We start from the raw sequence: 14,422 nt of genomic DNA, 5'->3' as shown, positions 1-14,422 counted from the left end.
GCTTGCGCCGCAGGCGCGCCATCCCCTGCGCCGCAGGCGCGCCAGCCCCTCGAGCGCAGCGCGGCCGAGTCACGGCTCCCTCCACTCCACGGAGTCTTCCTCGATCAACTCATCCGCCTCACGCGGCCCCCAACTTCCCGCCGCATAGGTCGGCATGCGCTTCGGCTTGTGCTCCTCCCAATACTTGATCAAGGGATCGACCACCCGCCACGCCGCCTCGACCTCATCACTCCGCGTGAACAACGTCGCCTCGCCGATCATCACGTCGAGCAGCAGCGTCTCGTACGCCGGCGCGGTCGTCTCGCCGAACGCCTCGGTGTAGTTGAACTCCATGTCCACCGGGGCGATCTCGATGTTCGACGTCAACGCCACCGCCGCGCCGGGCACCTTCACCTCGAAATTCAGCGCGACGCCTTCGTTCGGCTGCACGCGCATCACGAGCGTGTTCGGGCGCATCGTTTCGCTCGTCTGGTGGCCGAACATCAAATGCGGCGGCGTGCGAAACTGCACCGCGATCTCCGACACGCGCTTGGCCAGCCGTTTACCCGAGCGCAGATAGAACGGCACGCCGTTCCATCGCCAGTTGTCGATGAACAGCCGCACCGCCGCGAACGTGGGCACGATCGAATCTTTCGCGACGTCGCTTTCCTGCGCATACCCCGGGACATTCTGGCCATCCATCGTACCCGCCGTGTACTGCGCGCGCACGGTGTTTTCGGGAATGGCCTCCGGAGTCATCCACCGGATTGATTTGAGCACCTTCACCTTTTCGTCGCGCACCGAGTTAGCCGACATCTGCGCGGGCGGTTCCATCGCGGTGAGCGCGAGCAGCTGCAGGAGATGGTTCTGAAACATGTCGCGGACGACGCCTGCTTCCTCGTAATACTTGCCGCGCGTGCCCACGCCGACATCCTCCGCCGCCGTGATCTGCACGTGATGCACCCACTGCCGATTCCACACCGGCTCGAAGATCGAGTTCGCGAAGCGCAGCACCAACACGTTCTGCACCGTCTCCTTGCCGAGATAGTGGTCGATGCGAAATGTCTGATGCTCGGCGAACAGGCCCAGCACGAGATCGTTGAGCCGCTGCGCGCTCTCGAGGCTGCGGCCGAACGGCTTCTCGATGACGACGCGAATCCATGGGCGTGCGTCGGCCGTGCGCGAGCGCGGCGCCAACCCCGACGCCGACAGGCTGCGCACGATCGGCTCGAAGATGCTCGGCGGCACGGCGAGGTAGAACAGGCGGTTGCAATCCTCGCGCGGACGGCCTTTCTCGATGTCCTCGAGCTTCTTGGCGATCAATCCGTAGTCGTCGGGCTTCGTGAGATCCGCCGACACGAAGCGGAGCCGCGCGCAGAGATCCTGCCACAGCCCTTCGTCGACGCCGTGCAACTCGTCGGACTGCGCGAGCGCGTCGCGCATGTACTTTCGAAAATCATCATCGGTGGTGCAGCCGGCTTCGCGCGGGTCGCGACCGACGCCGAGCACGCAAAAATGCTCGTCGACGAGATGCTCCTTCATGAGCGAATAGATCGCCGGCAACAGCTTGCGGCGGCTCAAGTCGCCGAGCGCGCCGAAGATCACCATCGTGCACGGGTCGGCCTTGTCGCGCACCGACGCCGACGCCGATGCCGGCTGTGCTTGCGTCGTGGGACGCGCCGCGATGGTCGGTCCCGTCATGATTTCTTCACGGCGTGGCCGCCGAATTCGTTGCGCAGCGCGGCGATCACCTTTGCGCCGAACGAGTCGGTCTGCCGCGAGCGGAAGCGGGCCTGGAGCGACAGGGTGATGACCGGCGCCGGCACGTCGAGGTCGATCGCCTCCTGCACCGTCCAGCGACCCTCACCGGAGTCGGCGACCCAGCCTTTGATGTCGGAAAGCTTGGCGTCGTGCGCGAACGCACTTGCGGCGAGCTCGTTCAACCATGACCGCACGACGCTGCCGTACTGCCACACGTTGGCGATCTGCGTCAGGTCGAGATTGGGAAAGAGCTTCGACGCATTCAAGATCTCATATCCCTCGGCGTACGCTTGCAGCAAACCGTACTCGATGCCGTTGTGCACCATCTTCACGTAATGTCCGGCGCCGGTGGGGCCAACGTGCGCGTAGCCGTTCGCCGGCGCGAGCGCCGTGAAGATCGGCTCGCAATGCTTCACCGCCGTGTCAGTGCCGCCGACCATCAGGCAGTAGCCGTTCTCGAGGCCCCACACGCCGCCGCTCGTTCCCGAATCGACGAACGCGATGCCGGACTTCGCGAGCTCGTCGCCGCGGCGAATCGTGTCGTGAAAGTTCGAATTGCCGCCGTCGATGATGATGTCGCCGTTCGACAGGAGCGGCGCGAGCGCGTCGATCGTCTGCTGCGTCGGATCGCCGGCCGGCACCATGATCCACACGACGCGCGGGGTTTCGAGCTGCGCGACGACCTTCTTCAAGTCGTCCGCCGGCGACGCCCCGAGCTTCTGATACTTGCCCATCGCCTCGGCGCTTCGATCGTAGACCACGAGCTGATGCCCGTTGCGCATCAGCCGCTCGACCATGTTGCCGCCCATTCGCCCCAGTCCGATCATCGCGAGCTTCATTCTCGTTCCTCGTTTGTCGTCGTACGTCTCAGGTCTCAGCTCAACAATCCCAGCGCCTGCAGGTTCACGCGCAACTGCTCCGCCGACTGAAACTGGATGGTGTGCATGCCCATCGCCGCGGCGGGATTCAAATTCTGCTTTCGGTCGTCCACGAACACCACGCGCCGCGGATCGGCCTGTGCCATCGACACGGCGCGTGAATAAATCTCGAGCGTCGGTTTCCGAACGCCGAGCCAGCAGGACGAAAAGAAGACCGGAAAAATGTCGCGCAGGCCGAATTCGTCGATGCGATGCACGTTCAGCGCCTCGCTCTCGTTGTTGAGCGTCGCGAGACGTGCGTTGCCCGCCTGCGCGAGCTCGCGCGCCACGGCGATGCTTTGCGGCCACGGCTCGCTCTGCGCGAACATGAACGCCTTGAACTCCTCGCGCGAAAAATTCCGACCCTCGCAGAAGACCGTCACGTCGAGATACTCGTCGAGCGAGATCTCCCCGGCTTCGAGCGCGCCGACGGTTTCCTCGTGGCGGTACTGAAATTCGTCCTCCTCGGACGTCATCCCGAAACGCTCCAGCGCCGCCGATCGCTGCTCGCGATCCCAGCCGTTGCTGCCGAGGACGCCGCCGATGTCGAACAGCACCAGCTCGATGGGAGCCGTCATCCGATCAGCACCGCCCGCGCGGGCGCTCCGTCGAGCCCCGCGAGCCGGATTGGCAACACGCGAAGCTCGTACGGGCCCATGGCCGGGCCGGACAGGTCCAGCCCTTCGATGATCACGACGCCTTTCTCGAGGAGCGTGTGATGCGTGCGATGATGTCCCGAATGAAATTGCTCGACCGAGAAATAGTCCACGCCCACGAGCTTGACGCCAAGCGACACGAGATACGCCGCGCCGTCAGGCGCGAGGTACGTGTAGTCTTTCACGAATTCGCGGCCGCGAACGAATTGCGAGTTGCGCGTCTTGATGAGCACGCGTGTGTGTCCCTTGAGCTCGTGGCGCCGCAGCTCGGCTTCACCCACCGACATGACGTCGGCTTCCATCGCGATGACGACGGCGGGGCCCATCATCGCGTCGAGCGGCAATTGATCGATGGTGGCGCCGTTCTCGAACATGTGCTTCGGCGCATCGACGTGCGTCCCGGTGTGCGAGCCGAACGAGAGCGACGACACGTTCGAGCTGTCGCCCTTCGCGATCGACTGCTGCGGTTCGATGCGGATTTCGGGATTGCCGGGATACACAGCGCCGCCCGTCGCGATCGGCACCGAGATGTCATAGATCGTAGCCATCAGCCTCGTGTCTCCAGAATAGCGTCCGGAATTCCATAGCCCACATTGTCGCGGACGCATTGCGCCACCCGGCGCCGCGTCTCGTCTTGCGGCGATTGCAGCGATACGCGCGCCGCACGGAAGCGCCGGCCCGACTCCACCACGAACAGATCGCACAGGTCGAGCTCCGCGTCCGCGCGCGGGGCGCCGATCTCGTCGATCAACTTCTGCGTTCGCGCGAGCACGCACGCCGTGGCGAAGAGCTCGATCGCCATGTCCGACAACCGCTCCAGCTCCTGCTGCCGGTCGACGACGTCGCGCCGGTACTCGCGAATGATGCGTTGCGTCGCCGCCTGCAGGTCGGCGACGTGCTTCTCGAGGAATTCCTTGTGCTTCGCCAACCGCTCGTGCAGGTGAACGTCGAGCGTTGGCGTCGCGCCGAGTGCGCTGCGCAAACGTGAGGCCGCGAAGCCGCTGATCAAGCCAAGATTCTTTAGCGGCCGCCTGAGCGCCGAGCCGACTTCCTTCAACTGCTCGGCGGGGCCCTGAATGCCGTTGAGCGCGATGAAGAGCCGCAGAATCTCGTTCGTGCCTTCGAAGATGCGATTGATGCGCGCGTCGCGCAGGAGTCGCTCGTACGGATACGGCTTCACGAAACCGCGGCCCCCGGCCAATTGCACCATTTCATCCGCGGCCCGCCACAGCATTTCGCTCGCGAACACCTTGCAGCACGCCGCCTCGAGCGCGAAGTCGCTGTCCGGCCTGGACGCAAGATCCGCGAGCTCGCCGAGCATTGCGTCCGACGCGTACACGTCGGACGCGGTGCGCGCGAGCTTGCGTTGAGTAATCTCGAATTCCACGATCGGCTTGCCGAACTGCACGCGCGATTCGGTGAACCTGGCCATCTCACCAAGCAGCTCTTTCGTGCCGGCGGTGCAGCCGGCGGCGAGCGTCAGCCGTCCGCCGTTCAGCACGTGCACGGCGACAGCGAAGCCTTTTCCCACGGTTCCGAGAACGTGATCGCCCGGCACCTGGAGATCGGTGTATTGCAGCTCCGCCTGCGTCGAACCGCGAATGCCGAGCTTTCGTACGGTGCTGACGACCTCGAAGCCCGGCATGTCCGGGCGAATGATGAACGCCGTCGGCCGCTGCACGTGCTCGCCGCGGCGTTCGGCCGGCGTTTGCGCGAACGTCGTGATCACGCCCGCGCGATGCCCGTTGCCAATCCACTGTTTCCGGCCGTTCAGAATCCAGTGCGAGCCGTCGTCACTGAGATGCGCGGTCGTCTTGATGTTCTGCGCGTCCGAACCGATGTCGGGCTCCGTCAGCGCGTACGCGGCGAGCGTCTCGCCCCGCGCGAGCATCGGCAGGTATCGCTCCTTTTGCGCCGGCGATCCAAACAGCACGATCGCCTTGGAGCCGAGCCCGCAGTGCACGCCGATCAGCACGGCGAGCGACGGATCGAGGCGCGACACCTCGCCGAACACACGCGCGTAGCCGGTCGACGAGAGCCCTACCCCGCCGAATTCGGTAGGGATCGTCAAGCCCAGCAGCCCGTGCTCGGCGAGTGCGTGAATGGTCGGTTCCGGAATAGTCTCTTCTTCGTCGAACCGGGCCGAATCGATCAAGCCCTCGGCGCGCATTTGGTGGAGCGCGCGGATCAGCCGTCGAACGGTCTGCGCCTCGAATCGGTTGGAGACGTCCAGTGCCGGGGGGTAGGGGAAGAGCAGCTCGTCGTGCAGGGCACCGGAAAAGACGCCACGGACAAATGAGGGCATTTGTCAAACCTACCGGGTCCCGGGCGCCTCGAAAGGAATCAGTAAAGCCCCATTTTGGCTCTGGCCCCCGTCCTTACAACTGACTGTATTAGACAGTATGCGCCGCTCTCCCCGGCTCGTTGGTACGGTCGCCCTGCTGATACTCGCACTGGTCGTGTGCGCGGTATTGGCGTATCAGGCGTGGGATGCCGGCCGGTCTCAGCAGCGCACGGCGGACAGCGCGATCCGGGACTACGCGAAGATTGCCGATTGGCAGCTGGTTCAGCAGTCGAAGTACGCGCTCGAGAGCCAGATCATCGTCTCGCTTTTCTCCCCCGCCTCGCGCGTGAACCCCGACTCGCTCCCCGAGACGGTGGTGTCGCCCGCGCAGGTGGAGGACGCGGCGCATCGCATCGCCGGATTCTGCACGTGCCTGTCGGGCGTTCGGTACTTCTTTCGCTACGACTGGCGCGACGGCACGCTGCGCACGACCGACACCGACCTGTCCGACGCCGACCTGGGCTGGGCGCGCGATACGATCGTCTCGTTCGTGAAGACGATGCCGCCGCCGGATCGCGGCATCATGACGTTTGGCTCGCCCGACGGCCGCAGCGGTCCGATCAAGAACCTGGCGGTCATCCTCACGAACGACTCGTACGCGATGGTCGTGGGCGAACGAAACGGCAAACAGGTACTGCTGGTGTTCGTCGTCGTGCGCGACGCGGACAGCGAGCAACCGGTGGTGCTGTACGGCTACGCCACCGATCCGTGGTCGTTCATCGCGCCGCTCCTCGACACGATTCGCGGCACCAACGGCGGCCGCAGCACGCTGCTCGCCGAATCGGTGGTGCACGGACTCCAGGCCGATTCGATTCTCGCCATCTCTGTCACGAGCCTTAGCGGCAAAGAGATCTACAAATCGGGCTGGGGCGCGCCACGCTACAGCGCGCTCGACACGATCGAGGCGAACTACGGCCGCTTGATCATGCGCGTCAGCGTGAACCCGAAGTTCGCCGGCCAGCTGCTGGTCGGCGGTATGCCGGGGACGCGCCTTCCGCTGCTGATCACACTGTTCGTGATCGCCGCGGGTCTGTTGACGATGTCGCTGCTGCAGCTGCGCCGGCAGCAGGAGCTGGCGCGCCTGCGCACGGAGTTCGTGTCGGGCGTGTCGCACGAGCTGCGCACACCGCTCGCGCAGATTCGGTGGTTCGCCGAGCTGCTGCACATGAACAAGCTGCGGACCGAGGAAGAGCGGGCGCGATCCGCGGGCATCATCGATCAGGAAGCGCGGCGCCTGACGTATCTCGTCGAGAACGTGCTCAACTTCTCGCGCGCGGAGAAGGGCACGAATCGCGTGTCGCTGGCGCCGGCGGATCTCGATCACGAAATCAGCGAGGCGCTCGAGTTGTTCGCGCCGCTCGCGCGTGCGCGAAAGATGACCGTCGAGCCGCGTCTCGACGCGAGCGCGGTGGTCATGCTCGATCGCGATGCGCTGCGCCAGGTGCTTCTCAACCTGCTCGACAACGCCGTGAAGTACGGCCCGTCCGGCCAGACGATCGTCGTTGGTTCGACGATCTCCGGCGATCGCGTGCGGATTTGGGTCGAGGATCAGGGCCCCGGCATTCCGCACGAGCACCGGCACCAGGTGTGGGAGCCGTACGTGCGTCTCACGCGCGAAGCCGAAGCCACGACGGGCGGAAGCGGCATCGGTCTGTCCGTTGTTCGAGAATTGGTATCGCTCCACGGCGGCCGCACGCGCGTGGAAGGAGCGCCTGGCGGTGGTGCACGCATCGTCATCGAGCTGCCGCTGGCGCAAACCGACGGCTCAACGTCTTCAACTCCCCCGGGCGACGCATCGCCCAATCCCGAGTCTCCCGTGCAACTCAAGGCGGTCCCATGACGTACTCGACTCTTGCCAACTCCCAGTATTCCGCGACCGACACTCTTCCCCTGACCATGGCCCGCATTCTCATCGTCGAAGACAACCCAGACCTGGCATACGGACTACGCACCGGACTCGAGATCGAAGGCTACGACGTCCAGATCGCGGAGGACGGCGAAACCGGACTCGAGCGTGCGCGGTCGTGGCGGCCGGACCTGATGATGCTCGACCTGATGCTGCCGGGGATGGACGGCTATCGCGTGCTCAAGACGCTGCGCGAAGGCGGAGCAGATATGCCGGTCCTCATTCTGACCGCCCGCGGCGAAGAGGCCGACAAGGTCCTTGGCTTCCGTCTGGGAGCAGATGATTACGTCACCAAGCCCTGTGGAGTGCTCGAATTGCTCGCACGCGTGGGCGCACTGCTGCGTCGCTCGCGTCTCGCCGACCAGCGAAATGTGACGCCGGACACATTGGAGCGATTCGGAAGCGTGGAAATCAATCCGGCATCGCGCACTGTCACGAAAGAGGGCACTCCAGTTGCACTGAGCCCTAAAGAGTTCGATCTATTATTGGCGCTGGTGCGGCGCCGTGGTGCCGTGGCGTCACGCGTCGAGCTGCTGCGAGAGGTGTGGGGACATCGCGTCGAGGTGATGACGCGAACGGTGGACATCCACATCGCCGAGCTGCGGCGCAAGTTGGAGGACGATCCGTCTCAACCGCGGCACATCCTGACCGTGTGGAAGGCGGGCTATCGATTGGAACCATGACTATGAACGAATCCCGCAGCCTGCGATCGCACATTCTGGCAACCCCGCGACTTCTCGTTGTGGGGTTGCTGTTTTTCACCGCGTGTCATCACCAGCCGTCGGCGCCGGTGCCGGCGCCGGCCAAGCCGACACCGAAGCGCGAACCGGTGCCGGGAATCGCGAGCGCGTCGTCGCTCATTCAAGCGATGCGCGAGAAGTATCCGTCGTGGTATCGGACGGTGAGCTTCTCGCAAAAAACGACGATCAATCCGCCGAGCGGCGGCGAGATCGTGCAGTCGTGGTACGAGGCGGCGAAGCTGCCGGGCCGGCTTCGCATCGATACCGACGCGGCGTCGAAGAGCGGAACGCTGTTCGCGGGCGACAGCGTGTACTCCTTCTCGTCGGGCAAACTCACGCGGACATCCGCCGATCTGAACGAGCTGCTGGTGCTCGGCTTCGACGTCTACACACAGCCGGCGTCGCGTACGGAGGCCCAGCTCAGGTCGCGCGGCTTCGATCTCTCGCGCTTTCACGAGGGAACTTGGGACGGGAAACGGATCTACGTCGTCGGGGCGATGCGCGGCGACACGACGTCGAAGCAGTTCTGGGTGGACGCCGAGCGTCTGGTCTTCCTGCGTCTGATCGAGAACTCGGCGCTGGGCCGCAACGACATTCGTTTCGAGGAGTACCGGCCGATCGGAAACGGTTGGATTGCCGAGCGGGTGGAGCAGATCGTCAACGGCAAGCGGCGGCTGCTGGAGGAGTACTCGAACGTCCGCGTGGGCGAGCCGCTGCCGGACGCCTTGTTCGAGCCGCGCTCCTGGGCGACGGCGCCGCGTTCGGGGGGCGGATCGCGCGTTAATTAGTATACTCTAATACTCTGCGCCACCCATCTGTTTGCGCGGCGTGACGCTGCCCTTGCCCGCGCGTCAGGATACCGGTATTACACTTCGCTGAATGCCGACTGGGAACGTGCAGGCGATCGCGTTGATCGCGGTCGGGCTGGCGGTCGTCGCCGCGACACTGGCGATGTTCGTCCGCAAAATCATCCGCCAATCCGTCGAGCTCGAGCGCGCCAACATCGAGCTCGCGGAAGCTGTCAGCGCGGCCGAGGTCAGCCGCGCGCGCGCTGAAGCAGAGGCAGGCCACAAGGCCCGTCTGGCCGCGCTGCTCGACGCCGCGCTCACGAGCGCGCCCATCGGCCTGGGCTTCTTCGACCGGCAGCTCCGCTTTCTGCGCGTCAATCGCACGCTCGCCGAGATCAACGGCCGCGCGATCGAGGATCACATCGGCGCGACCATCCGCGAGATCGATCCGCGACTCGCCGAAAAGGTCGAGCCGCAGTTGCGCCGCGTGCTCGCCACGCGGAAGCCCGTGACCAACGTGGAATTCGCCGCGACCACCCCCGGCGCGCCTGGCGAGATGCGCAACTGGCTGTCGAGCTACTACCCGATCATGACGGACAACGGTGAGCTGTTCGGCGTCGGCGTCGCGGTCACCGATCTCACCGAAGTGAAGAAGCTCGAGGAGCAGCTGGTACAGGCGCAGAAGATGGAGGCCGTTGGCCGGCTGGCCGGCGGTGTCGCGCATGACTTCAACAACCTCCTCACCGTCATCAACAGCTACGCCGAGCTGATTCTGTTCGACCCCGAGATGTCGAAGGGGCGCGAGGAGATCGAAGAGATTCGCGGCGCCGCGGCGCGGGCGGCCAAGCTCACGCGGCAGCTGCTGGCGTTCAGCCGGCGGCAGGCGATGGAGCCGCGCATCGTCAATCCGAACGATGTGCTGCGCGGCGTCGAGGTGCTGTTGCGGCGTTTGATCGACGGCAACATCACGATGGTCACGGATCTGTCGCCCGAGACGCCGCTCATTCGCGTCGACCCGGGTCAGCTCGAGCAGGTTGTGATGAACCTCGCGATCAATGCCGCGGACGCCATGCCGGACGGCGGCACGCTCGGCATCGTGACGGACAGCCGTGCGATGCCCGAGGAGGTGCTGCGCCGGCACGCGGAAGTGAAGCCGGGTCTCTATGCGACGATCGAGGTCGGCGACACGGGCCACGGCATGAGCGCACAGACGATCGCGCAGATCTTCGAGCCCTTTTTCACGACGAAAGAGCCGGGACGAGGAACGGGGCTGGGACTCTCCACGGTGTACGGCATCGTGAAGCAGTCGGAGGGGCACATCGACGTGCAGAGCACGCCGGAAGTGGGGACGGTGTTTACGGTGTATTTGCCGGCGGTGGGTGATCTGGGGTAGAGCGTGCCTGTCATTCCGAGCGCGCTTGTCATTCCGAGCCTGCTTGTCATTCCGAGCCTGCTTGTCATTCCGAGCGCAGCGAGGAATCTTCTGTCCCGGTAGAGAGACTGGCCGCTCTACCCCCACGCAAGATTCCTCGCTTCGCTCGGAATGACTATGCGAAAATTTGTTCTCCTGGCTCTGCTTGCCGCGTCCACCTCACCAGCCCAGGAACTCAAAGGCTCGGGCACCGTCGTCCTTCACGCCGCTCGCGTCATCGACGGCAGCGGAGCGGCACCGATCGCCAATGGCGTCGTGGTCGTCACCGACGACAAGATCGTCGCGGTCGGGCGGCAAGGGGCGGTCACCATTCCCGCCGGCGCGCGCACCATCGAGCTTGGCGACGCGACACTGCTGCCCGGCTTCATCGACGCGCACACGCACATCATCGGGCGCGAGCTCAAGGACCCCGAGTCGAACGACGCACCGGTGCGCGACTACGACGGCACCGGCGCGATCATCGGCGTCGCCAACGCGCAGAAGACGTTGATGGCCGGCTTCACGACGATTCGCAACGTCGGCGCGCCGAACTTCGACGACATGGCGCTGCGCAAAGTGATCGGCGAAGGATTCGTCATCGGTCCCCGCATGGAAAACGCCGGGCACGCCATCGGCATCACCGGCGGACATTGCGACGAGAACGGCTACAAGCCCGGCCTCATGGACGGCAATCCACAAATCGGCGTCGCCGACGGTGTCGACCAGATTCGCGCCGCCGTGCGCTATCAGGCGAAGTACGGCGCCGACGTGATCAAGATGTGCGCGACAGGCGGCGTGCTCTCCGAGGGCGACGCGGTCGGCGTCCAGCAGTACACCTACGAGGAGATGAAAGCGCTCGTCGACGAAGCGACGAAGCTGGAGCGCAAAGTCGCCGCGCACGCGCACGGTACCGAAGGCATCAAGACGGCGGTGCGCGCGGGCGTCGCGTCGATCGAGCACGGCTCCTTTCTCGACGACGAAGGCGCGAAGATGATGGCGCAGCGCGGCACGTTCCTCGTGCCCACACTCAGCGCGGGCGAAACAGTGGAGAAGGCCGCGCACAGCGGCGTACTCACCGGCTTGCGCGCGCAGAAGGCGCTCGCCGCGGCGTCAGCGATGCGGAACGCGGTCAAGATCGCGGTGCGCGACGGCGTTCCCATCGCGCTCGGGACCGACGCCGGTGTCGGCTCGCACGGCACGAACGGTCACGAGTTTACGCTGATGGTCGAGTGGGGCGGGATGACGCCGATGCAATCGATCGTCGCCGGCACGTCGAACGGTGCCAAGCTGCTCGGCTGGAGCGATCGCATCGGCACGCTCGCGAGCGGCAAGCTGGCCGACGTCGTCGCGGTCCCCGGCGATCCGCTCCAGGACATTCACGTGATGGAGAAGCCGTCGTTCGTCATGAAGAACGGGTACGTGTACAAGAGCAGCTCAGTGACGCCGGTGCTGCCGTAAACACGTAAGTCAAACCTTGCCACGGACGTGACTTCGGACGGACACGGACCGGCACGGAGCTACGTCAACCTTCTAAACGAACAGCCCCATCCGCTTCATCAACTCCGCGAACCGCGGCTCCTTCCTGAGCGGATCGAAACTCGACCGCACGTTCGCCCAGATCAGATCACTGGCGCGAACGTCGGCCGCGGCCTCGAGGAACCCGAGCGCACGATCGAACTCGCCGAGTGCGACGGGAATCGGCGCAAGGTGCGTCGGCGAGGTGTACGTCTCCGCGGCGCGACGCTCGAGCCCAGTCTGAATGCCGCGCGCGCGATCGTGCTCGCCCGCGAGCGCGAGCATGTAGCCGAATGACGCCAACGTCTCCGTGCTGGCGCCCGACAATTCCACCGAGCGCTCGGCATTCATGCGGGCCGCGTCGAAGTCGAGCAGATGCGTGTAGGCGCGTCCGAGGAAGAAGTACGCGGGCGCGAACGCCGGATCGAGCTCCAGCGCCGACTTCGCCGCCTCCACCGCCTCCTTGTACTCGCGCGCATAGAGCAGCACGCTGCTCAGCGTCACGCGCAACACCGGCGACAGCGGATCCATCTTGAGCGCCGTGCGAATGGCGCTCACCGCATCCGCGAACTTGTGCCGGGGCGTGAGCACCGCCGTCGCCAAACCCTGGTGCGCCGACGGCAGCTGAGGATTGAGCGAGATCGCCTGGCGAAAGGCCTGACCCGCCGCGGTGAAGTTCCAGTCGTAATGCGCGAGCACGTGGCCGAGCGCCACCCGCGCTTCGGCCAGTGCGGGATCGATCGCGAGCGCCGCCTCGGCGGCGACGCGTGCCTTGGGCATGGCCTCGCCCGGCGCCGCCGCGCCGTATACGGCGAGCGACACCCAGACGTCGGCAATCGCGGCGTGCGCCGGTGCATACGTCGGATCGGCGGCGATCACCTGCTCGAAGCAGTCGAGCGCCTTCCGCATGCTGGTGCTCGTCCGCTGATTCCAGAACGCGCGTCCGCGCAGGAAAATGTCGTAGGCATCGATGCGGGTCGCCGCCGGTGTCGGCGCCGGAGCGGGCGTATCGCCGACGAGCGTGGCGTTGAGCGCCGTCGCGATCGACTCGCCGATCTCGTCCTGAATCGCGAACACGTCGGCGAGCGTCCGATCGTAGCGCTCGGACCAGATCTGGAATCCGTCGCGCGTATCCACCAGGCGCGCGGTGACACGCAATCGATCGGTCGCCCGCCGCACGCTGCCGAGCAGCACGTTCAGCACGCCGAGCCGGCTGCCGATCAGACGCACGTCGTCTTGATGCTTCTTGAATGAGAATGCTGATGCGCGCGCGCACACGCGAATGGTGCGGCGGCGCGAGAGCAACGTCAGGATCTCTTCGGTGATGCCGTCGGAGAGATACTCGTTGTCGGGATCGCCGCTGAGATTGTCGAACGGCAGCACGGCGAGCGACGGAAGGACCTCCGTCTCCTCGACGGAGCGCGGTGCGCTGGTCGCGAACGCGCTGGCGCGCATGGCGCCCTGCAATGCTTCCTCGAAGTCGGCGGCCGTCGCGAAGCGATCGTCGGGCTCGAGCGACAGCGACTGCGTGATGACGCGCTCGAGCTCCTCGGGAACGTCGGGTCGCTTGTCGCGCGCCAGCGGCGGAACGCCCGAAAAGCGTCGGGCCAACACCGCTTGCGCATTCGTTCCGCCGAATGCGCGCTCGCCGGTCAGCATCTCGTAGAGCACCGCGCCCAGACTGAAGATGTCGCTGCGGGCGTCGATGAACTGTTCGCCGAGCGCCTGCTCGGGGCTCATGTACGCGATGGTACCGATCGCCATGCCGGTTTGCGTGCGATCGTCCTCGGTGGTCGACGACGAGATGGCCTTGGCGACGCCGAAGTCCGCGACGAACGCATGACGGCCGGCGAGCATGATGTTCGCCGGCTTCACGTCGCGATGAATGATGCCTTGGGCGTGCGCATATCCCAGCGCATCCGATACCTGGGTCGCGATGCGCACCGCGTCCTCGATCGGCAGCCGGCCCTCGCGGTCGAGGCGATCGCCCAGTGATTCGCCGACGACCAGCGGCATGACGTAGAACGGTGTGTCGAGCACGTTGCCCGAATCGAGCAGGGGCAGAATGTGCGGATGCGACAGACGCGCCGTCAGGCGAATCTCACGCACGAACCGCTCGGCAACACCATGCTCGGCGAATGCCGACCGCAGCAGCTTGAGCGCAACGTGCCGCTTGTGCTTGTGGTCGAGCGCGAGATAGACGGTGGCCATGCCACCTTCACCGATCTCCCGTTCCAGCGCGTACGTTTCGGCGAGCGCGTCGCGGTATTCGTCGAATGTGTGAATCAAGCGATGGGCGATGGGCGATGGGCGGTGGGCGCTGGGCGGTTGCGCGTTGGACGCAGGGTGTCCGAACCTCAGCGCCCTACGAAGTTCTCGCCCGTCTACCACGAGCGCAATGTATG

At 65.4% G+C, this 14,422-nt stretch carries 11 protein-coding genes; 5 read left to right on the top strand and 6 right to left on the bottom strand.

Annotated features, from left to right (window positions below):
• Window positions 1-69: 69 nt before the first annotated feature.
• Genes zwf through VN706_25365 form a run of 5 tightly spaced genes read right to left on the bottom strand, consistent with a single transcriptional unit; the run spans window position 70 to window position 5,618 of the window.
• A complete protein-coding gene (gene zwf, locus VN706_25385) occupies window positions 70-1,680 on the bottom strand; it encodes a glucose-6-phosphate dehydrogenase (protein HXT18985.1) in 1,611 nt (536 codons plus the stop codon).
• Complete coding sequence (gnd, locus tag VN706_25380; GenBank protein HXT18984.1) at window positions 1,677-2,579, bottom strand: decarboxylating 6-phosphogluconate dehydrogenase; 903 nt, start codon at window positions 2,577-2,579, stop codon at window positions 1,677-1,679. The genes zwf and gnd overlap by 4 nt, the downstream gene beginning before the upstream one ends.
• Window positions 2,580-2,614: 35 nt before the next feature.
• Window positions 2,615-3,235, bottom strand: coding sequence for an HAD family phosphatase (locus tag VN706_25375; GenBank protein HXT18983.1), 621 nt, complete (start codon window positions 3,233-3,235; stop codon window positions 2,615-2,617).
• The gene (locus tag VN706_25370; GenBank protein ID HXT18982.1) at window positions 3,232-3,861 is read right to left on the bottom strand and encodes a cyclase family protein; all 630 of its coding nucleotides are present in this window, start codon (window positions 3,859-3,861) and stop codon (window positions 3,232-3,234) included. The genes VN706_25375 and VN706_25370 overlap by 4 nt, the downstream gene beginning before the upstream one ends.
• Window positions 3,861-5,618: an acyl-CoA dehydrogenase family protein gene (locus VN706_25365; GenBank protein ID HXT18981.1), complete on the bottom strand. Its 1,758-nt coding sequence runs from the start codon at window positions 5,616-5,618 to the stop codon at window positions 3,861-3,863. The genes VN706_25370 and VN706_25365 overlap by 1 nt, the downstream gene beginning before the upstream one ends.
• A 97-nt stretch (window positions 5,619-5,715) precedes the next feature.
• Between VN706_25365 and VN706_25360 the strand changes: the two genes are divergently transcribed.
• The 5 genes from VN706_25360 (at window position 5,716) to VN706_25340 (ending at window position 11,960) form a co-directional block, all read left to right on the top strand.
• Complete coding sequence (locus VN706_25360) at window positions 5,716-7,497, top strand: HAMP domain-containing sensor histidine kinase (protein HXT18980.1); 1,782 nt, start codon at window positions 5,716-5,718, stop codon at window positions 7,495-7,497.
• 56 nt (window positions 7,498-7,553) lie between these two features.
• Complete coding sequence (locus VN706_25355) at window positions 7,554-8,246, top strand: response regulator transcription factor (protein HXT18979.1); 693 nt, start codon at window positions 7,554-7,556, stop codon at window positions 8,244-8,246.
• 2 nt (window positions 8,247-8,248) lie between these two features.
• Window positions 8,249-9,091 (top strand): hypothetical protein, encoded by an 843-nt coding sequence (locus VN706_25350; GenBank protein ID HXT18978.1) that lies wholly within the window; start codon window positions 8,249-8,251, stop codon window positions 9,089-9,091.
• Between the two features lie 91 nt (window positions 9,092-9,182).
• Entirely contained in the window at window positions 9,183-10,484 is a 1,302-nt protein-coding gene (locus tag VN706_25345) for an ATP-binding protein (protein HXT18977.1), read from the top strand.
• A gap of 156 nt (window positions 10,485-10,640) precedes the next feature.
• Window positions 10,641-11,960, top strand: coding sequence for an amidohydrolase family protein (locus tag VN706_25340; protein HXT18976.1), 1,320 nt, complete (start codon window positions 10,641-10,643; stop codon window positions 11,958-11,960).
• 72 nt (window positions 11,961-12,032) lie between these two features.
• Here VN706_25340 and VN706_25335 read toward each other — a convergent pair whose 3' ends face one another.
• A complete protein-coding gene (locus VN706_25335) occupies window positions 12,033-14,306 on the bottom strand; it encodes a protein kinase (protein ID HXT18975.1) in 2,274 nt (757 codons plus the stop codon).
• Window positions 14,307-14,422 lie beyond the last annotated feature (116 nt).

It is taken from the genome of Gemmatimonadaceae bacterium (assembly GCA_035606695.1).
GTDB lineage: Bacteria > Gemmatimonadota > Gemmatimonadetes > Gemmatimonadales > Gemmatimonadaceae > JAQBQB01.
This window is presented reverse-complemented; position numbering and strand designations above follow the sequence as displayed.